The sequence below is a fragment of the Streptomyces sp. GB4-14 genome, assembly GCF_022696125.1.
GTDB lineage: Bacteria > Actinomycetota > Actinomycetes > Streptomycetales > Streptomycetaceae > Streptomyces > Streptomyces werraensis.
This window is the reverse complement of the sequence record NZ_RZHO01000002.1, coordinates 4,029,457-4,055,797: the sequence shown is the minus strand read 5'-3', so window position 1 is coordinate 4,055,797 and position 26,341 is coordinate 4,029,457. Positions and strand designations below refer to the sequence as shown.

Annotated in this window: 20 protein-coding genes and 1 tRNA gene; 2 read left to right on the top strand and 19 right to left on the bottom strand. The window is 72.7% G+C overall.

Going from position 1 to position 26,341, the window contains the following annotated elements; genetic code table 11:
* Position 1: 1 nt before the first annotated feature.
* Positions 2–1,495 carry an MFS transporter gene (locus ELQ39_RS19825; protein ID WP_242593136.1) on the bottom strand — a complete coding sequence of 498 codons (1,494 nt, stop codon included), beginning with the start codon at positions 1,493–1,495 and terminating at the stop codon, positions 2–4.
* Between the two features lie 222 nt (positions 1,496–1,717).
* Between ELQ39_RS19825 and ELQ39_RS19820 the strand changes: the two genes are divergently transcribed.
* Positions 1,718–1,789: transfer RNA gene (locus ELQ39_RS19820), tRNA-Cys, on the top strand.
* 119 nt (positions 1,790–1,908) lie between these two features.
* Here ELQ39_RS19820 and ELQ39_RS19815 read toward each other — a convergent pair.
* The 10 genes from ELQ39_RS19815 to ELQ39_RS19770 all read right to left on the bottom strand — a co-directional run bounded on the left by ELQ39_RS19815 (position 1,909) and on the right by ELQ39_RS19770 (position 14,517).
* Positions 1,909–3,084 carry an SUKH-4 family immunity protein gene (locus tag ELQ39_RS19815; RefSeq protein ID WP_225628692.1) on the bottom strand — a complete coding sequence of 392 codons (1,176 nt, stop codon included), beginning with the start codon at positions 3,082–3,084 and terminating at the stop codon, positions 1,909–1,911.
* Between the two features lie 226 nt (positions 3,085–3,310).
* Complete coding sequence (locus ELQ39_RS19810) at positions 3,311–5,620, bottom strand: xanthine dehydrogenase family protein molybdopterin-binding subunit (protein ID WP_225628691.1); 2,310 nt, start codon at positions 5,618–5,620, stop codon at positions 3,311–3,313.
* Complete coding sequence (locus ELQ39_RS19805; protein ID WP_242593134.1) at positions 5,617–7,428, bottom strand: 2Fe-2S iron-sulfur cluster-binding protein; 1,812 nt, start codon at positions 7,426–7,428, stop codon at positions 5,617–5,619. The genes ELQ39_RS19810 and ELQ39_RS19805 overlap by 4 nt, the downstream gene beginning before the upstream one ends.
* Positions 7,425–8,318 carry an FAD binding domain-containing protein gene (locus ELQ39_RS19800; RefSeq protein ID WP_006134432.1) on the bottom strand — a complete coding sequence of 298 codons (894 nt, stop codon included), beginning with the start codon at positions 8,316–8,318 and terminating at the stop codon, positions 7,425–7,427. Before ELQ39_RS19800 ends, ELQ39_RS19805 begins: the two co-directional genes overlap by 4 nt.
* 309 nt (positions 8,319–8,627) lie before the next feature.
* A complete protein-coding gene (locus tag ELQ39_RS19795; protein WP_242593132.1) occupies positions 8,628–10,271 on the bottom strand; it encodes a beta-N-acetylhexosaminidase in 1,644 nt (547 codons plus the stop codon).
* Between the two features lie 4 nt (positions 10,272–10,275).
* The gene (locus ELQ39_RS19790; protein ID WP_242595631.1) at positions 10,276–11,121 is read right to left on the bottom strand and encodes a carbohydrate ABC transporter permease; all 846 of its coding nucleotides are present in this window, start codon (positions 11,119–11,121) and stop codon (positions 10,276–10,278) included.
* A 29-nt stretch (positions 11,122–11,150) separates the two neighbouring features.
* Complete coding sequence (locus tag ELQ39_RS19785) at positions 11,151–12,071, bottom strand: carbohydrate ABC transporter permease (RefSeq protein WP_242593130.1); 921 nt, start codon at positions 12,069–12,071, stop codon at positions 11,151–11,153.
* A gap of 38 nt (positions 12,072–12,109) precedes the next feature.
* Positions 12,110–13,402 (bottom strand): extracellular solute-binding protein, encoded by a 1,293-nt coding sequence (locus ELQ39_RS19780; RefSeq protein WP_242593128.1) that lies wholly within the window; start codon positions 13,400–13,402, stop codon positions 12,110–12,112.
* A gap of 230 nt (positions 13,403–13,632) precedes the next feature.
* Positions 13,633–13,914, bottom strand: a complete 282-nt coding sequence (locus tag ELQ39_RS19775; RefSeq protein ID WP_019525837.1) for a DUF3039 domain-containing protein — start codon at positions 13,912–13,914, stop codon at positions 13,633–13,635.
* A gap of 30 nt (positions 13,915–13,944) precedes the next feature.
* Positions 13,945–14,517, bottom strand: a complete 573-nt coding sequence (locus ELQ39_RS19770) for a YqgE/AlgH family protein (RefSeq protein ID WP_006134440.1) — start codon at positions 14,515–14,517, stop codon at positions 13,945–13,947.
* A 310-nt stretch (positions 14,518–14,827) separates the two neighbouring features.
* Between ELQ39_RS19770 and murA the strand changes: the two genes are divergently transcribed.
* Entirely contained in the window at positions 14,828–16,174 is a 1,347-nt protein-coding gene (murA, locus tag ELQ39_RS19765; protein ID WP_190000865.1) for a UDP-N-acetylglucosamine 1-carboxyvinyltransferase, read from the top strand.
* A gap of 186 nt (positions 16,175–16,360) precedes the next feature.
* Here murA and ELQ39_RS19760 read toward each other — a convergent pair whose 3' ends face one another.
* The 8 genes from ELQ39_RS19760 to ELQ39_RS19725 form a co-directional block, all read right to left on the bottom strand.
* On the bottom strand, positions 16,361–16,642 hold the full coding sequence (locus ELQ39_RS19760) for an HU family DNA-binding protein (RefSeq protein ID WP_003990598.1): 282 nt from the start codon (positions 16,640–16,642) through the stop codon (positions 16,361–16,363).
* 417 nt (positions 16,643–17,059) lie between these two features.
* Entirely contained in the window at positions 17,060–18,469 is a 1,410-nt protein-coding gene (locus ELQ39_RS19755; protein ID WP_242593126.1) for an NAD-dependent malic enzyme, read from the bottom strand.
* Positions 18,470–18,852: 383 nt separating this feature from the next.
* On the bottom strand, positions 18,853–21,150 hold the full coding sequence (locus tag ELQ39_RS19750; protein ID WP_242593125.1) for a HelD family protein: 2,298 nt from the start codon (positions 21,148–21,150) through the stop codon (positions 18,853–18,855).
* A gap of 60 nt (positions 21,151–21,210) precedes the next feature.
* Positions 21,211–21,972: an anti-sigma factor gene (locus tag ELQ39_RS19745; protein WP_337663016.1), complete on the bottom strand. Its 762-nt coding sequence runs from the start codon at positions 21,970–21,972 to the stop codon at positions 21,211–21,213.
* Between the two features lie 74 nt (positions 21,973–22,046).
* Entirely contained in the window at positions 22,047–22,631 is a 585-nt protein-coding gene (locus tag ELQ39_RS19740) for a sigma-70 family RNA polymerase sigma factor (RefSeq protein ID WP_078492847.1), read from the bottom strand.
* Positions 22,632–22,935: 304 nt separating this feature from the next.
* Positions 22,936–23,523 carry a CGNR zinc finger domain-containing protein gene (locus ELQ39_RS19735; protein ID WP_242593123.1) on the bottom strand — a complete coding sequence of 196 codons (588 nt, stop codon included), beginning with the start codon at positions 23,521–23,523 and terminating at the stop codon, positions 22,936–22,938.
* Positions 23,524–23,678: 155 nt separating this feature from the next.
* Positions 23,679–24,836 (bottom strand): uroporphyrinogen-III synthase, encoded by a 1,158-nt coding sequence (locus ELQ39_RS19730; RefSeq protein WP_242593122.1) that lies wholly within the window; start codon positions 24,834–24,836, stop codon positions 23,679–23,681.
* Positions 24,837–24,965: 129 nt separating this feature from the next.
* Positions 24,966–26,324 carry a nitrate/nitrite transporter gene (locus ELQ39_RS19725; RefSeq protein ID WP_242593121.1) on the bottom strand — a complete coding sequence of 453 codons (1,359 nt, stop codon included), beginning with the start codon at positions 26,322–26,324 and terminating at the stop codon, positions 24,966–24,968.
* Between the last annotated feature and the right edge of the window lie 17 nt (positions 26,325–26,341).

The following is a 26,341-nucleotide window of genomic DNA, read 5'->3' as shown; positions in this document are numbered from 1 at the left end:
ACTACTGTCGGCGATCACCCGGCGACGACCGGTTTACGGGTCGGCGCTCCCGCACCCGCGTAGCCACCCAGACCCCCGCCAGGGCCACCGCCGCCATCGGCAGGAAGACCACGGCGAAGGCGGCCGGGCGGGAGCCGGTGGCCTCCGTGGCCGCGTGGCTGACGGTGCCTCCGCCGAGGGCGGCGAAGGCGGCGCCGCCGATCGCCAGGAGGAGGACGTTGGAGAGGCCGTCGGAGATCTGGAGGGCGGCGGAGTTGGTGCCGGCCTCCTCGGGGGCGGAGAGCTGGAGCAGCAGCACGCTGGTGGAGGAGATCACCAGGCCCATGCCGAAACAGCCGAACGCCCACGCCACCGCCAGCGTCCAGGCGGGCACGGAGTGGATCAGCACGCTCGGCGCGGCCGCGATGGCGGACGCGACCAGCAGCATCCCCACGGTCATCAGCCGTTCCCGGTGCTTCTCCAGGCGGGGCCGGGACTGCACCCAGGAGCCCAGCGCCCAGGTGCCGCCGCCCGCCGCGAGGGAGAATCCGGCCAGCGTCGGGCTGAGTCCCCGCTGGGTGACCAGCATCAGCGGGACGAAGGACTCCGCCGCGATGAAGGAACCGGCGGCGACACCGCGCAGCAGCACCACCGACGGCAGGCCGCGGGCCGCCCGCCAGGTGCCGCGCGGGAGCAGGCCGAGGACGGCCGGGACCAGCAGGGCCACGCCCAGCGCGCCCGGCAGCAGGGACAGCCACCGCAGGTCCTGGGCGGCGTACTGGAGCAGCCCCGCGCCGAAGGAGATGGCGAGCGCCAGCCGGATGCGGCGACGGTCGAAGGAGGCCGGGGCCTCGGCGGCGTCCCCGACCGGGCCGGAGGCGAGCCGCCGGATCTGGGGCAGTGCCAGCGCCAGCGGGAGCACCACGATCACCGGGATACCGAGGAACACCCAGCGCCAGCCGAGATGCTCGGTCACCGCGCCCGAGGCGAGCGGGCCGACGATCGACGGGACGACCCAGGCGGCCGCGAACGCCGCCATGATGGCCGGGCGCAGCCGCTCGGGATACGCGCGGCCGACGACGACGTACAGGGCGACGATCACCAGGCCGCCGCCGAGGCCCTGGACCGCGCGGCCCAGGATGAACAGCCACATCGCGCCCGCGGTGCCGCCGATCAGCAGCCCGGCCGCGAAGGAGGCGATGCCCCAGGTGAGCGGGGCGAGCGGCCCGCGCCGGTCGGACCACTGGCCGGACAGCACCATGCCGAAGAGGCTGGTGGTGAAGTATCCGGAGAACGCGAACGCGTACAGCGGGACGCCGTTCAGCTCGCGGGCCGCGACGGGCATCGCCGTGCCCACGGCGGTCGCCTCGAAGGCGATCAGCAGCACGACGGAGACGACCCCGATGCTCAGTGCGCGGTACCGGCGGCTGAGGACGGTGCCGTCGGGGACGACGGCCGGGGCGGGAGCGCCGGCGGGCTCGGCGACACCCGTGTCGCGGGGGTTCGGGGCGGTCATGCCCGCCAGGGTAAGGTCCACGGCCCTGGTTGACCCCTGTCGGGGGTCGGGTCCGGCACCGGGACCTTGGTCGTAGGACCGGCGCCTCCCCTTTGTGAACGGGGCATGGCAGTCACGTTGCACGCCACGGAGTTCCCTTGAGCCCCGCGAACCCGCTCCGTACGGTCGACGTACCGGTTCGGGACGGCGAGGCGCCGCACGGCACCTCTCCCCCACCGACACGGCCGTGTGCCCGAGTGGTTCAGGGACTCGCCTGCAAAGCGAGTTACGCGGGTTCGATCCCCGCCACGGCCTCGACGAAGGGCGGGGCGCTTCAGGCGCTCCGCCCTTCGACGCGCGCGGCGGTACGACTCACCCGCCGCGCTCCGGTGACACCGTGTCGGAGTGGCCCGCCCTCGTCGGGGCGACCCGCCTCAGAGCACCCCGCCCGCCTCGTCCTGGAAAAGATGGGTCCAGTAGTGCCAGTCCGTGTCCTCCGTCGTGCCCGTGGGGTCGACCGAGGCGAGGACCTGGATCATCGTCAGGGCGAGCTGGTCGTAGGCGTCGCTCGTGAGGGCGTGGCCGGAGGCCTCGTCGAGGGAGCGCTCCCGGTGCAGGAGCCAGAGGGTGAACGCGAGCGTGGAGATGTCCGTGTTCAGCGGGCGCAGCGCCCCGTCCGACTCGCTCCAGCTCAGCACCGCTCCCGTCGCCCCGTCGACGACCAGGCTGTGGTCGTCGACCAGGTGCCCCACGCGTACCAGCCGGTCGGCGTGGGCCGGGACGAGACCCGGCGGGAAGCCGCTCCCGCAGTCGTCGGCCGCGTACTCCGTGAGCGTGCGCAGCGGCTGGTCGGTGTCCAGGGAGAACAGGAAGCCGTCCTCGGGCAGGCCCGTCTCGCGCAGGAAGCGGCGGGTCGGCTCGTGCGTGAGCGTCGCCGGGAAGTCGACGTCCTCGAAGCGGACCACGCCGCCCCGGCCGAACTCGTCGTCCAGCAGGCGCAGGGGGAGGTCCAGGGCGAGACCGGAGGCCGTGCCGGGGCCCGCGACCAGGGCCAGGGGCCGGATCAGCGCCGCCATCCGCCAGAACGGCGCGGGCTCGCCGTCCGCGCCCTCCTCGAACACCGCGAGCAGCTGCCGCGAGGCCTCCGCGACCGCCTTGGTGCCGTACCGGCCGGCGTAGGCGGCGAACTGGCCGCGCAGCCCGGCCAGTTCGTCCGTGGCCGCGGCGAAGCGGACGAACGTCGGCAGGGACGGGGCGAGCGGACGGCAGTCCATGAGGTCGGGCCGGTCCTGGACGTACGCGCTGGAGACCTCGCCGGTCGCGCCGTCGAGCAGCACGGACTCCGGCTCCAGGCCCGCCGGGGCGGCGAACGCGCCGATGACGAGCCGGTCGCGCAGCGCGGGCGACAACCGGCCGGCGGCGCCCGTCACCTCGGCGACCGTGTGCAGGCCGCCGGGGCGGGACGGCTCGACGAAGCGGAACAGGCCGTTGTCGCACGGCAGTCCGGGTCCGGTCAGCCAGCTCCGCGTCGACGCGTGCGTGACCTGGGGACCGAGGTCGTCCTCGGTGAGTGTGATCGCCCTCGCGACAACGGTGTCGGTCGTGCTCATGATTCCCCCGCGATACGTGTGCTCGGTCCCGGGCCCGCGAACGTCCCGCCCCGGGCAGGACGGCCCGCGCCCTGCCGGGCCCACGGCCGTCCCCCACTGCTCCGAACAGTACGCGGCGCCACTGACAACGCATCGGAGACGGGGAGCACGGCCGGCGTCCTGTATCCCAAGACGCCCGGGAGGCCCCGAGCGTTGCCCCGGCGGGGCGATCGGCCCGGGGAATCGCTCAGTTGGAGGTCACCACGGCGGCCTGCGGGCGGATCGGCAGCCGGTTGACCGGCCGGCCGGTGGCGGCGCGCACGGCGGAGGCGATCGCCGCCGGCGAGGTCACCACCGGCACCGCGCTGACCGCCTTCGCGCCGAACGGCGCGACCACGTCCCGCTCCTCGACCAGCTTCACGATCCGGATGTCGGGCGCGTCCAGCGCGGTCGGCAGCGCGTACCCGGTGAGGTCCGGGTGACGGATCAGGCCGCGCGGCGTGCGCAGGTTCTCGGTGAGCGCGGCGCCCAGGCCCTGGGTCACGCCCGCCTCGATCCGCGCGGCGAGCTGCGCCGGGTTGAGCACCCGGCCCACGTCCTGCGCGACGGCCAGCTCCACGACCCGGACCGAGCCCAGCTCGATGTCGACGTCCACCACGGCCCGGACCGCGCAGAAGGCGATGCCGACGAAGGCGTCGCCCTGCCCCGCGTCGTCCAGCGGCTCGGTGGGGTGCGGCCGGCACTGCGCGGTCGCCCACAGCTCCTTGCCGTCCATCGCCTCGGTGACGGTCGTGGACAGCACGCCGTCGTACGAGGTGATCTTGCCGTCGGTGATCTGGAGCAGCTCGGTGGACATGCCGAACTTGTGCGCCAGCGGCTGGAGGAGCTGGGTGCGGACCATCTTGGCCGCGCGCTCCACCGCCCCGCCCGACACCCAGGTGTGGCGTCCCCGGCAGCCTGCCCCGGCCGGGGGCTGGTCGGTGTCGACGGGCACCACGTGCACCTCGTCGATGCCGAGGGTCTCCTGCACGATCTGCCGGGCCAGCGTGGAGAAGCCCTGTCCGGTCTCGACGGCCGCGCACAGCACGGTCGCCACGCCGTTCTGGACGCGCACGGTGGCCGTGGACACCTCGTCGGCGCCCTCCGCGCCCAGCATGTGCACCATGCCCAGGCCGTAGCCCACGCCCCGCCGCACTGCGGCCGGTTCGCCCGCGCCCTCGGGGCCGCCGGGCAGCAGCCACTCGTCCTCGGGGGTGTCCTTGGGCAGCGGCGGCAGCGGGAAGTCCCGTACGGCCTCCAGCAGTTCGGCGACGGGGGCGGGGCAGGTGACGGTCTGGCCGGTGGGCAGCACGTCGCCGGTGGCCATCACGTTCCGCAGCCGCACCTCGGCCGGGTCCAGGCCGAGCTTCTTGGCCAGCTTGTCCATCTGCGCCTCGTACGCGGCGCACACCTGCATCGCGCCCTCGCCGCGCACATGGCCGGAGGGCGGGTTGTTGGTGCGCACCGCCCAGCCCTCGATGAAGGCGTTGGGCACGACGTACGGGCCGCAGGCGAAGGCGACGGCGGCGGCCAGGGCGTCGGAGGAGGTGCCGGCGTAGGCGCCCGCGTCGAGCAGGATCTGCGCCTCGACCTTGACCAGCTTGCCCTCGGCGTCGGCGTGGTGGCGGTAGCGCAGCAGGGTGGGGTGGCGGTGGGTGTGGCCGAGGAAGGACTCCTCGCGGGTGGCGGCGAGCTTCACCGGGCAGCCGGTCTTCAGCGCCAGCAGCCCGAGGGGCAGCTGGAAGCTCTGGTCCTCGCGGTCGGCGGTGGCGCCGGGCACACCGGTGACGACGATCTTGACCTGGTCCTGCTGGAGGCCGAACGCGGCGGCGGCGGTGTCCCGGTCGCCGTGCGGGTCGGTGGAGGCCAGGTACAGCTCGACCCCGCCGTCCGGGCGGGGCACGGCGAGTCCGGCCTCGGCCCCTATGGGGGCGGGGTCCTGGCGGCCGATGCGGTAGAGCCCCTCGACGACGACCTCGCCGACCGCGTCCGCGTCGCCGTGGCGCAGCGGGATGTGCCGGATCAGGTTGCCGTCGGGGTGCAGCGGTTCGGCCTCGAAGGCCTGCTCGGGGTCGGTCACCGGGTCGAGCACCTCGTACTCGACGATGACCGCGGCGGCGGCCATGCGCGCGGTGTCGGGGTGGTCGGCGGCGACGGCGGCCAGCGGCTCGCCGTGGTGGCGTACGACCTCGGAGGCGAAGACGGGGCGGTCGGCCTTGCCGCGGCCGAGCACCGGGGTGCCGGGGACGTCCTCGTGGGTGACGACCGCGCGGACGCCGGGCATCTCGCGCGCGTGCGTGGTGTCGATCGACTTGATGCGCGCGTGCGGGTGCGGGGAGCGCAGCACCGCGGCCCACAGCAGGCCCTCGGCCCACAGGTCGGCGGCGTACGGGAAGGTGCCCTCCGTCTTGGCGCGCGCGTCGGCGGCCGGGAGGGACGCGCCGAGTCCGCGTGGCGGGGCGGTCTCCTCCTCGGGGGCCGCCTCGGCGGTCTGCACGGTGGCTGCTTCGTTGCTCACGCCTGGCCTCCGTCCTGGCCGTGGTGCCGGTCCTGCGGTGCGACGCCGAACGCCGAGGGGTTGACCCCGCCGGCGCCGGGGCCCGCCTGGTGCGGGATGCGGGGGGTGCCGTCGCCGTCGTCCGCGGCGGCCTCGGCCTCCGCGTGCGCCCCGCGCTCGGCGACGACCTCCTGCACGGCGTTCACCACGCCCCGGTAGCCGGAGCAGCGGCACAGGTTGCCGCACAGGGCCTGGCGGGTCTCCAGCTCGGTCGGGGCCGGGTTGCCCTCCAGCAGGTCGTGCACGGTCATCGCCATGCCGGGCACGCAGAAGCCGCACTGCACGGCGCCGCAGCGGGCGAGGGCGCGCTGCACGTCCGAGGGGCGGCCGTCCTGGGCCAGTCCCTCGACGGTGCGGACCTCGCTGCCGGCCGCGGTGACGGCGGGGACCAGGCAGGACGCGACGAGCCGTCCGTCGACCTGGACGTTGCACGCGCCGCACTCGCCCTGCGAGCAGCCGTCCTTGGCGCCCGCCAGGCCGAGGCGCTCGCGCAGCACGTAGAGCAGGGACTCGCCGATCCACGCGTCGGTGACGGGCCGGTCGGTGCCGTTGACACGGAGGACGTAGGAGGCGAGGGGGTGGTCGTCGTGCGGGGCCACGAGGACGTCGGCGACGGGGGCGTCCGGTTCGTCGGAGGCCTCCGGGGCGCCCGGACCGTCCGCGTCGGGGATGTCGTCGCCCTCGGGGTGCTCCGAGCCCTCCGTTGGCCCTTCGGAGGGCTCGGCGGCCTCCTGGGCGTCCGCGGGGTCGCCGTCGGTCCCGGACGCGCCGGAGGGGGGCTCCTCGGCGTCCTGGGGGGCGTGCGGGTGCTCGTGGCCCCCTGCGGCCCCGGCGTCACCGTCGGCGCCCTCCTCGGACTGCCACGGCTGCTCCGGGAGTTCCTCGGCGGGCAGCGGCCGGGAGGCCGGCGGGGCGTCGTGCGCGGAGGTGTCCTCGTCGGGGCGCGCCTGCGGCTGCTCCGGGGAGGCGCCGGGCGTGCCCGGGTACGAGGGCTGCGAGCCGTGCTGCCGGGCGGAGGCGTCCTGCGTCTCCTGGGCGGGACCGTGCTCGCCGCTGTGCCCGTCCTGGCCGTCGTGGGCGCCGGGCGCCTGCCCGTACGCACCGGCCTGCTGTTCGTGGTCCTGCGGCACTCCGGGTACGCCGGGGCCCCAGGGCGTGCCGATGGACTGGGACTCGGCCCAGGGGGCGGCGGCGCCGCCCGGGAGGGTCGCCGGAGGGGTGCTCCCCCACTGCTCGACCAGGGAGGACCTGGTGAACTCGCCGGACTCGTCCGGCAGGTCGCCGCCCGCCACGGGGATCGACCACTGCCCGGTGACGTCCTGCCCCGGCGCCTGGCCGTGCCCGGGGTGCTGCCCCGCGGGATCGTGGCCCTGCGCGTGCTGCTGTCCTTGCCCGTTCGGGTCGTAGGTCCACTGCCCGCTCGCGCCGGGGTCGTAGCCGTACGGGTCCCCCGCCGCCGCGTCGGGCTCCGCGGACGCCGGGTCGTGCCACTGGGCGCCGTCGACGGGGGCGCCGGGCGCGGCCCAGCTGCCGGTGGCCGCCGGGTCGGTGCCCGCGGTGGTGGCCGGCGTGACCGTGATCTGCGGCGGGACGTAGCCGTGGCCGGGGGCGGCCAGCGGGCTCTCCATCGCGTCCAGCAGGGCGTCGATGCCGCCCTCCGGGAGGTTCACGAACGCCGTGGCCCCGTCGTCGTAGTCGCCCTGCGGCAGCGGGTCCCAGCGGCTGCCGCCCGGAGGCGTGCCGCCCTGTCCGTGCTGGTCGTCGGTCACGACAACGCCCTCCCCAGTGCTCGTCGGGCCAGCGCGGCGACGGTGCGCCGCAGGTGCAGTACCGCGGGCGGCAGCGGCGGGACGGTGCCGTCCTCGCCGGGCGCGGCGTCGGGGATGCAGGCCGCGGCGACGTACTCCCCGAACGCGCTGAGCGCCTCAGGGACGATCGCGCGGTTGTTGTCCCAGTCGATGAGCTGCGCGACCCACTGCTCGGCCTCCAGGGGCCGCAGCGGCATCGGCGCTATGGCGCCCACCGCGCAGCGCACCCCGCGCCGGGCGGGGTCGAGCACGAGGGCGACGGAGGCGACCGCGCGGCCGGGTCCGGTGCGGCCGGTCGCCTTCAGGAAGACCTGGGGGGCGTGCAGCAGCGGCACGCGCACGTAGCCGATCAGCTCGCCGGGGCGCAGCACGTCCATGCCGGCCAGCAGGTGCGACACCGGGACCTCGCGGCGGGCGCCGCCCGGACCGGCGACGATCAGCGTCGCCTCGAGGGCGGCCAGCACGGGCAGGGCGTCCCCGGTGGGGGCGGCGGAGGCGATGTTGCCGCCGAGGGTGCCGGCGTTGCGGATGTGCGGGGGTCCGGCGGCACGCGCGGCGGCGGCGAGCGCGGGGATGAGCGCGGCGAAGTCGGGGCGCCCCATGCGCGCGTGGGTGAGTCCGGCGCCGAGCAGCGCGTGTCCGTCCAGGTACTGCCAGCCGCGGATCTCGCTGATCTTGCCGAGGCCGACCAGCGCGGCGGGCCTGAGCTGCCCGGAGTTGACGGCGGCCATCAGGTCGGTGCCGCCCGCGACGGGCACGGCGGCGGGCATGGCGGTGAGCGCCGCCACGGCCTCGTCCAGCGTCGTGGGCAGCGTCACGGCCTGCGCCGCCTGCGGTGCGTGCGTGCTCAAAACCGGCTGCCCCTTCCCGCTGCCCCACCTGGTCCCACCCGTGCGCCGTACGGTACGTGCTGACAGGGCGGACGTGGCAACTCTGGCACATCTTGGCAGGTGCCGAGGACGGGGGTCCGCTAGGAGGCATTCGCCCGTCCGGGCCCGGACCTGGCCGTTCCGTCCCCGAATCGCCCCGGCACCACGGAATCACAGCCTTCGGAAGCTCTTGTTCCGTTATGACCCGGCCTGTTCGGCCCGCAGCGAACGCGGGGGACACGCGTCGTCCCCCGGGGCGGAGGAGCACCGGGGGACGGCCGAGGCACGCGGCTACAGGGCGGGCGGCGGCCCGTCGATCGGGCGGCCGAGGACGCCCGGGCGGCGCTGCCACGGGCGGGGACCGCCGGGCGGGCGGTAGGCGACGCCGAGGGCGTCCAGGCGCCGGTAGTGCTCGGTCATCCGCCGCTCGAAGCCGGGGAAGTCCCGGTCGGCGGGGGCGGGCAGCTCGCTCCAGGCGACCTCGGCCAGCGCAGCGAGCCGGGGGAACGTCTGGTAGTCGACGCGTTGCTGGTCCTCCATCACCTCGGTCCACACGTTGGCCTGCGTGCCCAGCACCCGCTCCCGCTCCTCGGGCGTCAGCTCACCCGGGACCGGTTCGAACCGGTAGACGTCCTCCAGGGTGCGCACGTACCCGATGGGCACGGGCTCGTCGGGGCCCCCGTCCTGGCGGTGGTCCAGGTAGACCTGCTGCTCGGGGCACATCACCACGTCGTGGCCCGCGCGGGCCGCGGTGACCCCGCCCGCGTAGCCGCGCCAGGACGACACGGCGGCGCCCGGCGCGAGTCCGCCCTGGAGGATCTCGTCCCAGCCGATGAGCCGCCGCCCGCGGTCGGCCAGCCAGCGGTCGAAGTGGCCGATGAACCAGGACTGGAGGGCGTCCTCGTCCGCGAGCCCGAGCTTCGCGATCTGTTCCTGCGCCGTCCTCGACGCCCGCCACTGGTCCTTGACGCATTCGTCGCCGCCGATGTGCACGAACGGCGAGAACGGCCCGGCGTCGGCGGGGAACAGTTCCAGCAGTTCCTCCAGCACCCCTTCGTAGAAGCGCAGGGTGTCCTCGGTGGGGGCGAGGACGTTCGGATTGATGCCCCAGGTGTCCCAGACGGTCAGCGCGGCGGTGTCGACGACATCGGAGTTGCCCAGTTCCGGATACGCGGCGATGGCGGCCTGCGAGTGCCCGGGCACGTCGATTTCGGGGACGACGCAGATATGCCGTTCGGCGGCGTAGGCGACGATCTCGCGGAGATCGTCCTGGGTGTAGTGGCCGCCGTGCGGACGGTCGTCCCAGAGCGGCGAGGCACGGTGGCCGATTTTGGTGCGGGCACGCCAGGATCCGGTCTCGGTGAGGCGCGGATACCGCTTGATCTCGACGCGCCAGCCCTGGTCGTCCGTCAGGTGCAGATGCAGCACGTTGAGTTTGTGCGCGGACATCAGATCGAGATAACGCAGCACGCCTTCCTTCGGCATGAAGTGGCGTGCCACGTCGAGCATCAGACCGCGCCAGCGGAAGCGGGGCGCGTCCTCGACGGTCAGGTGCGGCACCGTCCACGCCCGGTCGCGGCGGACCGGCGCCCTGCGGAACGCGTCGGCTCCGAGGAGCTGGCGCAGGGTCTGCGCGCCGTGCTGCACGCCGGCCGCGTCGCCGCCCTCGACGAGGACGCCGGCAGGGTCGCTGACGAGCCGGTACGCCTCCGGGCCGAGGTCCGGCGCGAGTGCGAGCCGGACGCCGACGCCGGCCTCGGCGGGCTCCCGCGCCTCCCTCCAGGGCAGCCCGGTGGCTCCCCGCAGCACGGCGCCGAGCCACCGCCCGACGCCCTCCGCACCGGCCCCGGCGTACAGCCCGGAAGCCTCCGTCAAACGGGTCTCCCCGGCGCCGGCGACGACGCCCCTGGGGGCCGGAATCAGTGAAGTCGGCATCACGTCAGTCCTTTACCGCGCCGCCCAGTCCGGAGACCAGGCGCCGCTGTACGAGTACGAAGAAGACCAGCACCGGAATCGTCATCACGGTGGACGCCGCCATGACCCCGCCCCAGTCGGGGTCGTCGGGTTTGTAGAACACCAGCAGCGCCATCGGCAGGGTCGACTGGGAGATGTCGCTGATGATGAACGACTTGGCGAACAGGAAGTCGTTCCAGGCGGAGATGAACGAGAACACACTGGTGGCCACGAGGCCCGGCAGGACGAGCGGGAAAAGGATCTGCCAAAGGAACCGCGCACGGCTCGCGCCGTCCATGTACGCGGCCTCCTCCAGCGCCTCCGGAACGCCCTTCACGAAGCCTCTGAGCATCCAGATCGCGAACGGCAGCGAGAAGGCGATGTGCGGCAGGATCAGCGACCACAGCGTGTTCAGCTGGCCGAGGTCCCGCATCACGAAGAACAGGGGGATCGTCAGCGCCTCCACCGGCACCATCTGGGCCACCAGAAACATGATCAGCAGGGTGGTCCGCAAACGGAACCGGAATCGCGTCACGGCGGTCGCGGCGAGAAACGCGATGAACGCGGAGGCGATCACCACGGCGACCGCGACGACGACGCTGTTGAGGAAGTAACGGCCGAAATCCTGCTGCCCGAACACCCGCCGGAACGAGTCCAGCGTGGGCGCCGTCGTCCACGGCCGCGGCTCGTCCGAGCGGATCTCCCCGGCCGGCTTGAAGGCGCTCAGCACCATCCAGTACAGCGGGAAGGCCACCGCGGCGGCGACCACCAGCGCGGTCGCCTCGGCGGCCGTCCGGCCCGGGCGCCGGGTGAACCGGCGCAGAAGATTCACCCGGGATTCCACGTCCTGCCTCACGGGACTCACAGTTCCTCCCCCTGGCGGCGCAGCAGCCGCAGGTACACCAGCGTCACGGCGAGCAGGATCAGCAGCATCACCACGCCGATCGCGGCGCCCAGGCTGTACTGCGAGGACGCGAACGCCTTCTGGTACGCGTACACGTTGAGCACCAGGTTCTGTCCCGCGATGCCCCCGCCGCCCGTCATGACGTAGATCTGCGTGAAGACCTTGAAGTCCCAGATGACCGACTGGATGGTGACGACGACCAGGATCGGGCGGAGCATCGGCGCGAGCACCGACCGCCAGATCCGCCACGGGGAGGCCCCGTCCAGCGCGGCCGCCTCCAGCACCTCCGCGGGCACGGCCCGGATGCCGGCGTAGACGGTGACCATCACGAACGGGAAGGAGCACCACACCACTTCGAGCAGCACCAGGAAGAACGCGCTGAACCGTCCGTACGTCCAGGAGTGGTCACCGAGCCCGAGCACCCGGTTGACGGGACCGAAGTCGGCGTCGAAGAGGAACAGCCACACCGTGGAGCCGGTGATCGCGGGAGTGGCCCAGGCGCCGAGCGCGGCCAGCATCAACGCCAGCCGGGGCACGGCCCGCACGCGGGTGAGCAGCACGGCGAGCGCGCACCCCACGGCCAGCGTGGAGACGACACAGGCCGCCGCGAACGCCACGGTGGCCAGCAGCACCTCCCAGAACTGCCCGTCCGAGAACAGCCGGGAGTAGTTCCCGAACCCCTCGAAGGTCGTCGGCTCCCCTCCACTGACCTGGGCCTGGGTGTAGTGGAAGACCGAAATCAGCCCAAGCTGGTAGATGGGATAGGCGAGCAACCCCCCGAGCACGACAAGTGCCGGCGCGAGATACAACCAGGGCGTACCGGAACGCCTTGTTCGGGGACGCGGGGAACTGCGCGGGAACCCCCCGCGGACCGGCACCCGCGAACGCTCGAGAACCCCCGAGCTCGTGGGCCCGCTCACCCGGCCGACCCGAACGCGTCGTTCATCTTCCGAGCGGCGTCCGCCGAGGCGGAGTCCACGTCCTTCTTGCCGGACACGATCTCCTGGAACATCGTCGGCAGCACCGCGCCCGCATCGATCTGCGCCCACGCCGGCGAAGCGGGCACGAACCTCGTGTCAGCCGCGAGCGTCTCGACGAACGGCTTGACGAAGGGCTCCTTCGCGGCCACCTGCTGCCGCACGTCGGAGAACGTCGGCAGGAACCCCATCGCCTCGAACAGCTCCCCCTGCGCCTTCTTGGACGCGAGCCGCTTCATCAGGTCGACGGCGAGGGTGCGGTGCGTGGTGGACTTCAGCACGCCCAGGTTGTTGCCGCCCGCGAACGCGGGGGCGATCGACCCCGCCTTCAGGCCCGGCAGCGGCACGACCTTGTACGCGCCCTTGACCTTGCCGGCCTCGACGGCGGCGTGGCTGAAGTCGCCGCCGATCGCCATGGCCGCCTTGCCCGCCGCGAACGCGGTGATCGTGTCGTTGCCGGTCATCGCGGCGCACTTGGCGGCCGGGCAGTTGTCGTCGCCGAACAGCGAGGTGTACGCCTCGATGCCCTTGCGCGCGGCGGCGCTGTCGATGGCGGCGGCGTACGAGCCGCCCTTGCCGGTGGCGAGTTCGCCGCCGTGGGCCCAGATGAACGGCATCGCGCCGTAGGTGTAGGCGCCGCCGACGGCGAGCCCGTACAGGTCGGGCTTCGCGGCGCGGATCTCCTTCGCCGTGGAGATCAGCTCCTCCTGCGTCCTCGGGACGTCGAGGCCGAGTTCCTCGAAGACGTCGGTGCGGTAGTACAGCGCGCGGACGCCGACGAAGTAGGGGACGCCGTAGACCTTGCCGCCGACGGTGACGGACTGGCGGGCGGTGGGGTCGGTGTCCTTGGCCTCGTCCCAGGCGCCGAAGTCCTCGGTGACGTCGGCGAGTCCGCCGTCCTTCACATAGCCGGCGGTGTCGGTGTTGCCGTACTCGATGAGGTCGGGCGCCGACTCGGGGTCGTTGAAGGCGGCCTTGATGCGTTGGGCGCGGGTCTCGACGGGGATGTACTCGACGGTGACCTCGGCGCCCTCGTGCTCCTTCTCGAACTCGGCGAGGACGGAGTCGACGACCTGTTCCTTGGGCTGGTTGTTGACCTCCTGGAAGAGCCAGACGCGCAGGGTGCCGGTCTTCTCGTCCTTGTCGGACGCGGAGTTGCCGGAGGTCTGAGGGGCGCAGGCGGCGGTGGCGAGGACGGCCGCGACGGCGACCATGCGGACGGACAGCTTCATGGAGTGCTCCTCCGAGCGCGTTGCAGCATACGCAATGGCGGTTTCGCTGTGCACAACACACCGGAGGCTATGGACTGGGTGAACCACGCCACAAGAGGTCTCAACCACTCTGTGACCGGCCGACGCACCCTGCGCAACGGGCAAGCAGCACAAAGGCCCCCGTGGGCACGCAAAGCGCACCCCGGGGGCCTCGGAGGACTCGGACCGGCGTCAGTCAGGAAGGGAGGGGGCTACTTGTCGCCCTTGCCCTTGTCGTCGCCGCCTTCACCCATGGACTCGTAGATCTCCTTGCACATGGGGCACACCGGGTACTTCTTCGGGTCGCGGCCGGGCACCCACACCTTGCCGCACAGCGCCACGACGGGAGTGCCGTCGAGGGCGCTCGCCATGATCTTGTCCTTCTGGACGTAGTGGGCGAAGCGCTCGTGGTCACCGTCGCCGTGGGAGGTCTGCGGCGTCGGCTCGACGAGGGTCCCCGTACCAGTCCCGCGCTCGGGCTCAAGAGTGCTCATAACAGCCAAGGGTACTGAAGCCGGCCCCGGTCAGTTGAGCGAAGGGTCGTCCGGATACGTGGCGACCATCGCCAGTTCGTTGCGCTGCCGGCGGAGCACCTCGCGCCAGAGCCGCTCGGGCGCCGGACAGGAGACGTCACCGGGCTCGGACTCCACCACGTACCAGGCGCCGTCGACCAGCTCGTCCTCGAGCTGGCCGGGGCCCCAGCCCGCGTAGCCGGCGAAGATCCGCAGCGAGCCGAGGACGGAGGCGAGCAGTTCCGGCGGGGCCTCCAGGTCGACCAGGCCGATCGCGCCGTGCACCCGGCGCCAGCCGAGCGGCGGCTCCTCCCCCGCCGCGCCGCCCGGGACGACGGCGACACCGAGGGCCGAGTCCAGCGACACCGGGCCGCCCTGGAACACCACGCCGGGTTCGCCGGCCAGGTCCGCCCAACCCTCCAGGATGTCGCCCACGTCCACCGGGGTCGGCCGGTTGAGGACGACACCGAGGGAGCCCTCCTCGTCGTGGTCGAGAAGGAGCACCACCGCGCGGTCGAAGTTCGGGTCCGCCAGAGCGGGAGTGGCCACGAGCAGCCGCCCTGTGAGCGAGGACACCTCGGTCATGCCAGACATGATCCCGCATCTTCCCGCCGCGCGGGGAGGCAATGCGGGTGACGGAGTGAAGACCGCCGCCGCGCGCGAGAGCTTCCTGGTCGGGCGTCGTCCGGCCGGAGCGAAGGGGTGCGGGCGGGCGGCCGGGAGCGCGCCCGGCGCACGTCCGGCCGCGGTGACCCCGCGTGGCCGCGGGGGAACCGTTCGTGTTGTGACAGAGCCATGACGTTCCCAGGGCCTCCTCGGGCTTACAGAAGGGGGGTCAAGGGCGATTACCCTTTCCCTTCTGACCCTCTGCCCCACTCCACGGAACGCGAGATTCATGACCGTCAACGACGTCGATGACGTACTGCTTGTCCACGGCGGAACCCCGCTGGAGGGCGAGATCCGGGTCCGCGGTGCGAAGAACCTCGTACCGAAGGCCATGGTCGCCGCGCTGCTGGGCAGCGCACCGAGCCGGCTGCGCAACGTTCCGGACATCCGTGACGTCCGGGTCGTCCGGGGTCTGCTGCAGTTGCACGGCGTGACGGTCCGTCCGGGCGACGAGCCCGGCGAACTGGTGCTCGACCCCACCTACGTGGAGAGCGCCAACGTCGCTGACATCGATGCCCACGCCGGTTCCTCGCGGATCCCGATCCTGTTCTGCGGCCCGCTGCTGCACCGTCTCGGGCACGCGTTCATCCCGGGCCTCGGCGGCTGCGACATCGGCGGACGCCCCATCGACTTCCACTTCGACGTGCTGCGGCAGTTCGGCGCGACGATCGAGAAGCGCGCGGACGGCCAGTACCTGGAGGCTCCGCAGCGGCTGCGCGGCACGAAGATCCGCCTGCCGTACCCGTCCGTCGGCGCCACCGAGCAGGTGCTGCTCACGGCGGTGCTCGCGGAGGGCGTCACCGAGCTGTCCAACGCGGCGGTGGAGCCGGAGATCGAGGACCTGATCTGCGTCCTGCAGAAGATGGGCGCCATCATCGCGATGGACACCGACCGGACGATCCGCATCACCGGTGTGGACACGCTCGGCGGCTACACCCACCGCGCCCTGCCGGACCGCCTGGAGGCCGCCTCCTGGGCGTCCGCGGCGCTCGCCACCGAGGGCAACATCTACGTCCACGGCGCCCAGCAGCGCTCGATGATGACGTTCCTCAACACCTACCGGAAGGTCGGCGGCGCCTTCGAGATCGACGACGAGGGCATCCGTTTCTGGCACCCGGGCGGACAGTTGAAGTCCATCGCCCTGGAGACGGACGTGCACCCCGGCTTCCAGACCGACTGGCAGCAGCCCCTGGTGGTCGCCCTGACGCAGGCCACGGGCCTGTCCATCATCCACGAGACGGTCTACGAGTCCCGGCTGGGCTTCACGTCCGCGCTCAACCAGATGGGCGCCCACATCCAGCTCTACCGCGAGTGCCTGGGCGGCTCCGACTGCCGCTTCGGCCAGCGCAACTTCCTGCACTCGGCGGTCGTCTCCGGCCCGACGAAGCTCCAGGGCGCGGATCTCGAGATCCCCGACCTGCGCGGCGGCTTCTCGTACCTGATCGCGGCCCTCGCCGCCCAGGGCACGTCCCGCGTCCACGGCATCGGGCTGATCAACCGCGGCTACGAGAACTTCATGGAGAAGCTCTCCGCCCTCGGCGCGAAGGTGGAACTCCCGGGCAAGGCCCTCGGCTGACCCCCGCACCAACGCCGATGGGGCGGTCACCCTGGTCGGGTGACCGCCCCATCGGCGTTCACTGCGGCGCCCCGGAAGGGGGCGCGGGGAACTGCGCGACCGGCCACGACGGGCCGGCAGACGGCGAGAGGGACGCCCGGCCGAACGGCGCTGGACCGCTCAGGCGTGAGGCGCCCGCAAGGCGCCTTACTTGCCCTTGGCCGCTTCCTTGAGCTTCGACCCCGCAGACACCTTCACGCTGTAACCAGCGGGGATCTGGATCGGCTCACCGGTCTGCGGGTTGCGCGCGGTGCGCGCAGCGCGGTGGGTGCGCTCGAAGGTCAGGAAGCCGGGGATGGTGACCTTCTCGTCGCCCTTGGAGACGATGTCGCCGACGACGTCGGCGAACGCGGCCAGCACGGCGTCGGCGTCCTTGCGGGTCACCTCGGCGCGGTCGGCCAGCGCGGCCACCAGCTCACTGCGGTTCATGTTGTTACTCCCGTGTTCTTCTTGCCGTTGAGGCGTGCCACGCGGCGGAGCCGCATGTCGGGCACGGCGAAAGCCGATGCTGCCAGGTTCCTCGGTGAGTCCCCGGACCCGGGTCCTTCGTCGGACCCTCGCGCCCAGGGACGCATCCTGCCTCTACCTGCGGCGGTAATGCCAATCCGGCACCCGCAGGAGTCGTGAGAACACCCGAGGGAGTCACACGAAGAGCGCCACGGCCTCCGCACGGTGACGCTCCGTCCGCTTCCGGCAGCGGACAGCAGGGGCCGGAGCCCAGGCCCGGCCGCCCACCCTAGAGGGCGGCCAGGACTACGGGTTCCGCGACGCGCCGGTTCAAACCCCGTGGCGATCCTCACAACGTGCGGTCCGCCTCGGATCAGGCGCTCACACCCTTCGCGGGCGTCATGCCCCGGCGGCCTTCGCGGCGTCCCGGACGGCGCCGGCGACCGCGCCGGCGACCTTCTCGTTGAAGACGCTGGGGATGATGTAGTTCGGGTTCAGCTCGTCCTCGGTGACGACGTCGGCCAGGGCCTGCGCGGCGGCCAGCATCATCTCGGTGTTGACGGTGCGGGACTGCGCGTCCAGCAGGCCGCGGAAGACACCCGGGAAGACCAGCACGTTGTTGATCTGGTTGGGGAAGTCGGAGCGACCGGTGGCGACAACCGCCGCCGTCTGGCGGGCGATTGCCGGGTCCACCTCGGGGTCGGGGTTCGCGAGCGCGAACACGATCGCGCCCTCGGCCATCGCGGCGACGTCCTCGGCGCCCAGCACGTTCGGGGCGGACACGCCGATGAAGACGTCCGCGCCGCGCACGGCCTCCTTCAGCGTGCCGGTGAGGTTCTCCGGGTTGGTGTGGTCGGCGATCCAGCTCAGCGCGGAGCCGGGGGCGGCGTCGACCAGGTCCTCGCGGCCGGCGTGCACCACGCCGTGGATGTCGGCCACCACGGCGTTCTTCACACCGGCGGCCAGCAGCAGCTTGAGGATGGCGGTGCCGGCCGCGCCGGCGCCGGACATGACGACCCGGATGCTCTCGATGGTCTTGCCGGTGACGCGCAGCGCGTTGGTCAGGGCGGCGAGCACCACGATCGCGGTGCCGTGCTGGTCGTCGTGGAAGACGGGGATGTCGAGGGCCTCGCGCAGCCGGGCCTCGATCTCGAAGCATCGGGGCGCGGAGATGTCCTCGAGGTTGATGCCGGCGAAGCCGGGGGCGATCGCCTTGACGATCTCCACGATCGCGTCGGTGTCCTGGGTGTCCAGGCACAGCGGCCAGGCGTCGATGCCGGCGAACCGCTTGAACAGGGCGGCCTTGCCCTCCATCACCGGCAGGGCGGCCTTGGGGCCGATGTTGCCCAGGCCCAGCACGGCGGAGCCGTCCGTCACGACCGCAACGGAGTTGCGCTTGATGGTCAGGCGGCGGGCGTCCTCGGGGTTCTCGGCGATCGCCATGCAGACCCGGGCCACGCCGGGCGTGTAGATCATGGACAGGTCGTCACGGGTGCGGATGGGGTGCTTCGACGCCATCTCGATCTTGCCGCCGAGGTGCATCAGGAACGTACGGTCGGAGACCTTGCCGAGGGTGACGCCCTCGATGAGGCGCAGCTGTTCGACGATCTCGTCGGCGTGGGCGGTGGAGGTGGCCGCGATCGTGACGTCGATCCGGAGCCGCTCGTGGCCCGACGCGGTCACGTCGAGGCCGGTCACCAGGCCTCCGTGGGACTCGACTGCCCCGGTGAGCTGGGACACCGCGGTTCCTCCCGCGGGCACCTCCAGCCGGATGGTCATCGAGTAGGAGACGCTGGGCGCCGTTGCCATGGCCGACTTCCTCTGCTTTTCAACCGTGTCGCGAATCGTGCCGTCCGATCGTCGCACCTACCACTGAGTACGTGGTAGCCGCCTCGGATTGCGGACGTTTTGTTCATCGCCGTCTGCCGCCAGACGGAAAGTGAGTTCCACCATACGAGAGACGCCGGGGCAACAGAAGAGGCCCCCGTCACATCTCGTGACGAGGGCCTCTCGAACGCCTGTGACACCGACCCGCCATGCTCGCCTCGCGGCAAGTGGTCGCTCGAAGCGACTAAGGTTGGGCCCGGGGGCTTGGATCGGGCCGGTGCCACATCCAGGCTAACAAACGGATCGCCCAAGGCCATTCCCATGACCGGGGGATATTTCCCGAGCCCCTCGGCACCCCCGTCCGCTCAGTCCCGCAGCAGGTCGGGCACCCCCTCGGCGTCCGGTTCGTCGCGCTCCGCGGACACCACGGTGAGCTGCTGCGTCGCGCGCGTCAGGGCGACGTAGAGCACCCGCAGGCCGGCCGGGGACTCGTCCGCGATCTCCGCGGGCGAGACGACCACCGTCGCGTCGTACTCCAGACCCTTGGCCTCCAGGCTGCCGAGCGCCACCACCCGGTCGCCGAGCCCGTCGAGCCAGCGCCGCGCCTCCTCGCGCCGCCGCATGGCGACGACCACGCCGACCGTGCCGTCCACCCGCTCCAGCAGCCGGGCGGCCTCGGCGCGCACGGTGTCGCCCAGCGTCCGGCCGGCCACGGCGAAGCGCGGCTCCACGCCGGTGGAGCGCACCGCGCGCGGCGACTGCGAGCCCGGCATGGCGAGGGCCAGGACCTTCGCCGCCAGCTCCGCGATCTCGGACGGGTTCCGGTAGTTCACGGTCAGCTCGAAGCGCCGGCGCGGACGGGTGCCGAGGGCCTCGTCACGGGCGCGGGCGGCCTCGTCCGGGTCGGACCAGGAGGACTGGGCCGGGTCGCCGACGATCGTCCAGGTGGCGTGGCGGCCGCGGCGGCCGACCATGCGCCACTGCATCGGGGTGAGGTCCTGCGCCTCGTCGACGATGACGTGCGCGTACTCGACGCGCTCCTGGGCGAGCCGCTCGGCCCGCTCGCGCTGGGTCTCCTCGCGCACCGGCATCAGCTCCTCCAGACCGGTGAGCTGGTCCAGCGGGTCGATCTCGCGCTTCTTGCGGGGCCTGGCGGGGGCGCCCAGGATCGCCTGGAGCTCGTCCAGCATCGCGATGTCGTGCACGGAGCGCCCGTCCCGCTGGAGGGCGCGCGCCAGCTTGCGCACCTCCCCCGGGTTGAGGACGCGCCGGGCCCAGCGGCCGAGGCGCCGCTCGTCGGCCATGGCGTCCAGGACGGCGGCGGGGGTGAGTTCCGGCCACCAGGCGTCGAGGAAGACGGTGAAGTCGTCCTCGGAGGTGATGTCCTCGTCGAAGGAGGAGCGCAGCTCGGCGGCGAGCTCGGGGTCGGTGTGCCGGTTCCCGGCGCCGGAGCGCTCCCACAGGGCGTCCAGGAGCAGCTTGCGGGCACGGGGGCGCAGCAGGTTGACGGGGGCGGTGCCGCCGAGGGCGGTGCGGCGGATGCCCGCCAGCTCCTCGGCCTCCAGCTCGAGGCGGCGGCCGAAGGCGACGACCCGCAGCCGCTGCGGCGCGTCGTTCAGCTCCAGCGCGCCGCGGGCGGCCTTCCGCAACACCTTGAGCATGCGGTACGAGCCCTTGATCCGGGCCACGGCCGGGGAGTCGTACACGGTGGCCTCGGCGCCGTCGACGAGGGAGCCGATGGCGCGGATCGCGACCTGGCCCTCCTCGCCGAGTGACGGCAGCACGCCCTCGGTGTAGGCGACCAGCAGGGGGGTCGGGGAGACGATGAGGATGCCGCCCGCGTACCGGCGCCGGTCCTGGTAGAGCAGGTAGGCCGCGCGGTGCAGGGCGACGGCGGTCTTGCCGGTGCCGGGACCGCCCTCGACGTAGGTGACGGAGGCGGCGGGGGCGCGGATCACCAGGTCCTGCTCGGCCTGGATGGACGCGACGATGTCCCGCATGGTGTGCGTACGGGCCTGGCCGAGGGCGGCCATCAGGGCGCCGTCGCCGATCACGGCCAGCTCGCGGCCGTCGAGGCTGGCCTTCAGCTCGGGGCGCATCAGGTCGTCCTCGACGCTCCGCACCCGGCGCCCCTTGGAGCGGATCACCCGGCGCCGCACGACCCGGCCGGGATCGACCGGGGTGGAGCGGTAGAAGGGCGCCGCTGCGGGCGCGCGCCAGTCGATGACCAGCGGGGCGTAGTCCTCGTCGAGGACGCCGATCCGGCCGATGTGCAGGGTCTCGGCGATGTCGGCGGTGTTGTCGGGGCGGACGGCGCCCTCGGCGGGCTCGACGGCGGTGTACGCGCCGTCCGGGCCCTTCTTGCCGTCCTTGCCGAGCAGCAGGTCGATCCGGCCGAAGAGGAAGTCCTCGTACTCGTGGTGCAGCCGGTTGAGGTGGACGCCGGCCCGGAAGACCTGGGCGTCCCGCTCGGCGAGGGCGCCGGGCGTGCCGACGTGGCCGCGCTGGGCGGCGTCGCGCATGAGGAACTCGGCCTCGGAGATCTTCTCCTCGAGGCGCCGGTACACCCGGTCCAGGTGTTCCTGTTCCACACGGATCTCCCGGTCGCGAACGGAGTCGTGAACCGGGACGACCGCGGATTCCTGTTGAGCCTGAGCGGCCACCGGGCCCCCTTCTGACGTGCTGGGCAGCCGTCAACCGTACGCGAAGGGGGCCCCGTGAGGCTACGCGTCGACCTCCACGAGCGTCTTGCCGTCGAAGGTCGCGATCACGAAGTGGTCGATCTGGTTGCGCTCGAAGGCGGCGCCGCCCTGGACGTACAGCGGCTGCTTGCCCTTGTCGGTCGCGGCGTCGGGCAGTCCGTAGCCCTCGCCGGTGACCGCCCAGGAATTCACCGTCTCGCGCTCGCCGTTCTTGCCGACGGCGATGAGCGAGCACTTCTGTTCGCCCTTGACGTTCTTCAGCTCGGTGACGATCTCGGTGCCCCAGAGCTTGTCCTCCAGGGCCACGGTGGCGGTCACCCCGGTGGCGGGGTCGGTCGCCGTGATCTTCTCGGAGCTCTTGTCGAAGGCGTCCTTCACCGGGTTGGCCGCGAGCGTGCGGCCGGTGTTGCCGCCGCCGCTGCCGCTGTCCCCGCCGCTCGCCGCGACGGCCACGAACGGGCCGCTGACGATCAGCGCGCCGGCCGCGGCGACCATGTAGAAGTTCCGGCGGCGCTTGCGCGCCCTGCGCTCGGCCACCTCGTCGACGAGCTTCTCCACCACGCGCGGCGACGGCTTCGCGGACAGCGACTCGCCGATCGCGGGCGATCCGGCGGCGTCGGGCAGGTCCGCGAGCGCGGCCAGCATCGGTTCCATGCCGGCGAGTTCGTCGAGCTGCTGGGCGCACCACTCGCAGGTCGCCAGATGCGCCTCGAACTCGGTGGCTTCGGCGTCGTCGAGAATGCCGAGGGCGTAGGCACCGACGGTCTCGTGTTCGTTCGGCACCGGTGATCCCTCCATGGCACCAGACATACCCGTCCCGCCCGTGCCGAATCCCTGGTTTCCCCCGTACACCCTCATCACGCCGTCACCCCCCGCTCCTCCAGAGCCAGCTTCATCGACCGCAGGGCGTAGAACACCCGGGAGCGTACGGTGCCGCTCGGTATGCCGAGTGTCTGGGCCGCCTCATTGACGGTACGCCCCTTGAAGTAGGTCTCGACGAGGACCTCCCGGTGTGCCGGGGTCAGGTCGTCGAGTGCGTCCGACAGCGTCATCAGCCACAGCGCCTTGTCGATCTCGTCCTCCGCGGGGATGACCTCCAGCGGCGACGGATCGACCTCCTGCGGCCGGGCCTGCCGGCTGCGGTGGCCGTCGATGACGATGCGCCGGGCGACCGTCACCAGCCAGGGGCGTACCGAACCGGTCGCCCGATTGAGCTGACCGGCGTTCTTCCAGGCACGGATGAGCGTTTCCTGGACGACGTCCTCGGCGCGCTGCCGGTCTCCGGCGACCAGCCTGAGGACGTAGGCCAGCAGGGGTCCTGCGTGCTCGCGGTACAGCGCACGCATCAGCTCCTCGTCAGGTTCCGAGGGCTGTGAAGACATGCGATGTCGGGCCCTCGTTCCACGTTCATTGGCCACGGCCGCATCCTTGCGCACGCCCACCTCCGGTGTCCGGGGGATCCCCCAGTCGGTCGCTCGACAACCGGTACGCACGCGGCCCGTCAGGTGTTCAAAGAGAGACGGCAGTTTTCTCAGGGACGTCTCGACGACCGGGACATGAACACACATTCCCGCTGCTTTCCCTTCACATTTCCGACACACCACGAGCCGAAGGCTGTCGACGGGTGACCGCCAGCGCCCAACAAGGGCGTGACGGACATCACTTGGCCGATTTTCGGGATCTCTGGGACACGAAAACCGCGAAGCGGATGAGGGAGTTCAATCGGGCGCCGGAGGAGAGCGCCGTTCAGGCGCGGGTGAGGGCTGCCGTACGACGGCGGTGGCGGGCCACGCGCTCCCGGTTTCCGCAGACCTCGCTGGAGCACCAGCGCCTCCTGCGCCCCCGTGAGGTGTCGACGTACACGATGGGGCAGTTGTCGCCCTCGCACTGGCGCAGCCTCGCGCGGGCGGCCGGGTCGGTCAGCAGGTCCACCGCGTCCCGGGCCACCGCGCCGAGCAGCGCGTCACGGCCGGGCGGGCCGTCGAGCCGGCGCACCAGCGTCCCGTCCGTGCCGGGCACCGCGCGGGGCGCCGGGGGTGCGGAGCGGGCCAGGTCGTTGACCCGGGCGAGTGCGGGGCCCTGGGACGGGGAGCCGGGCGCCCGCACCAACGGGGCCAGATGGGCACGCAGTTCGCGGAAGGCCCCCAGCCAGGACGGGTCGGCGTGGGCGAGCGGGGTGCCCTCGGGGACGAGTCCGGCCCCGGTGATCCAGGCCCGCAGCGCGTCGACGGAGCCCAGCCGTTCTCCCGGATGGGTGGTCGCGAGCAGATCCAGGCAGACCCGCCCGGTGTCGAACCTCAGCTCGTAGGACGCCGTGACCGTGCCCAGTGCCATGTCCTGCCACCGCCTAGGTGGGCCCCGCGCGCGTGGGGGGCCGTGCGCGAACCGGGAAACCGTGCTCCCTCCACAGTGCCCGCCCGCCCCGGACCCCGGAACCCCTCCTGCCGGGTGCTTTCGACGCGGCCTCGCGGCACCCCGGTGCGCCCGGGTCAGACCGCCGCGTCGTACTTGGTGTCCGCCGCCGGGTCGAGGGCGAGGCGGTAGCCGCGTTTGACGACCGTCTGGATCAGCTTGGGGGCGCCCAGGGCCGTGCGGAGGCGGGCCATCGCCGTCTCCACCGCGTGTTCGTCGCGGCCCGCGCCGGGCAGGGCGCGCAGCAGTTCCGCGCGGGAGACGACCCAGCCGGGCCTGCGGGCCAGCGCCCGCAGCAGGGACATCCCGGCGGGCGGCACCGGCCGCAGCCCGCCGTCGACCAGCACCGCGTGACCCCGGATTTCCACCCGGTGCCCGGCGACGGGCAACGTGCGCGCGCGGGAGGGGAGTTCGCGGCACAGAAGCTGGACCAGCGGGCCCAGGCGGAAGCGTTCGGGCTGCACCGTGTCGACGCCCCGCGCCTGGAGCGGCAGGGCGGTGACCGGCCCGACGCAGGCGGGCAGCACGTCGTGGCCGAGCGCGGCCAGCAGGTCGTCGAGCAGGCCCCGCTCCTCGGCGCGGGACAGCAGCGACGCGGCGGCGGGCGCGCTGGTGAAGGTGACCGCGTCCAGGGTGCGGGCGACGACCGCGTCGATCAACCGGTCCACCGGTCCGATGTCCTCCGGCGGCAGCCACCGGTAGACCGGCACGCCCACCACCTCCGCTCCCCCGGCCCGCAGCGACTCCACGAACCCGGGCAGCGGCTCGCCGTGGAGCTGGACGGCGATGCGCAGCCCGTCGACGCCCTCCTCGAGGAGCCGGTCCAGCACCTCCGCCATCGACTCCGACGCCGGCGACCACTCCTCGGTCAGCCCGGCCGCCCGGATGGCGCCCTTCACCTTGGGCCCGCGCGCCAGGATCCGCACCCCGCGCAGCCGCTCCAGCAGGTCCTCGCCGAGCCCCCAGCCGTCGGCGGCCTCGACCCAGCCGCGGAACCCGATGGCCGTGGTGGCGACCGCGATGTCGGGGATCCGCCCGATGATCTCCTTCGTGGCGGCCAGCAGCTCGCTGTCGTCGGAGAGCGGAACGATCCGCAGCGCCGGGGCGTGCAGCACCGCCGCGCCGCGCCGCTCCAGCAGCGCGCCCAGCTCGTCGGCCCGGCGCGCCGCGGTCACGCCCACGGTGAACCCCGCGAGGGGGCCGTGCTCCGGAGACTGCTCTCGTTCGTCGTACATCACTCTCGTCCCGGCTCGAGTCGGCGTCCTGCACGGAGGTGCGGCTCCACGTCCGTGCCGAGCGAGCCTGTCAACGATCCATGACAGGCTCGGTTCGGCTTCATGTCACCAGTGTTACGTCACCCGCCGTCACACCTCGGCGTAGCTGAGCTGCGGCTTCTCCTCCGTGGCGGGGGTCCGGCCGGCCGGGCCCTCGGCGGGCCGGCGAAGGTATACCGCCCAGGTGACCGCGAAGCAGACCGCGTAGCAGGCGAGGAACGCCACGAACGCGCCGGTGCCGGAGCCGTAGGAGAGGAAGGACTGGCGGAAGGCCAGGTTGATGCCGACGCCGCCGAGCGCGCCCACCGCGCCGATCAGCCCCATCGACGCCCCGGACAGCCGCCGCCCGTACGCGGCCGCCGCCTCCCCTTCGAGGCCCAACGCGTGCGCCTTGGCCTGGAAGATGCCGGGGATCATCTTGTACGTCGACCCGTTGCCGAGGCCGGTCAGCACGAACAGCACCACGAAGGCGACGGTGAACAGCGCCAGCGACTTCGCCATGGAGGCGGCGATCAGCACGACGGTCGCGGCGCCCATGGCGACGAAGTTCCACAGGGTGATACGCGCGCCGCCGTAGCGGTCGGCGAGCCGGCCGCCCACCGGACGGATCAGCGAGCCCAGCAGCGGCCCGACGAAGGTGACGTACGCGGCCTCCAGCGGGGTGCGGTCGAACTGGTTCTGCAGCACCTGTCCGAAGGCGAAGCTGTAGCCGATGAACGAGCCGAAGGTGCCGATGTAGAGGAAGGACATGATCCAGGTGTGCCGGTCACGCGCGGCGTCCTTGGCGGCGCCGGTGTCGTTCCTCACCGAGGCCAGGTTGTCCATGTGGAGGGCGGCCAGCACGGCGGCGACGACGATCAGCGGGATGTAGATGCCGAGCAGCATGCGCGGCCCGCCGCTCGCGCCGATGATCGCGAGGGCGGCGAGCTGGATGACCGGGACGCCGATGTTGCCGCCGCCGGCGTTCAGCCCGAGCGCCCAGCCCTTCTTCCTCAGCGGGAAGAAGGCGTTGATGTTGGTCATGGAGGACGCGAAGTTGCCGCCGCCGACACCGGCCAGCAGGCCGACGAGGAGGAAGGTGGAGAAGGACGTCCCCGGCTCCATCACGGTGAACGCGGCGACGGTGGGCACGAGCAGCAGCGCCGCGCTGATCACCGTCCAGTTCCGTCCGCCGAAGATCGCGACGGCGAAGGTGTACGGGACCCGGACGACGGCGCCGACGAGCGTGACCATCGACGTGAGCAGGAACTTGTCGGCGGGGGTCAGCCCGTACTCGGGGCCCATGAAGAGCACCAGCACGGACCACATGGTCCAGACGGAGAAGCCGATGTGCTCGGACAGGACGGAGAAGAGGAGATTGCGGCGGGCGATCTTCTCTCCGGTGCGGTTCCAGAAGGTCTCGTCCTCCGGGTCCCACTGCTGGATCCAACGGCCGCTGCGGGCTGTCATGGGGCCTCCACTGCTCT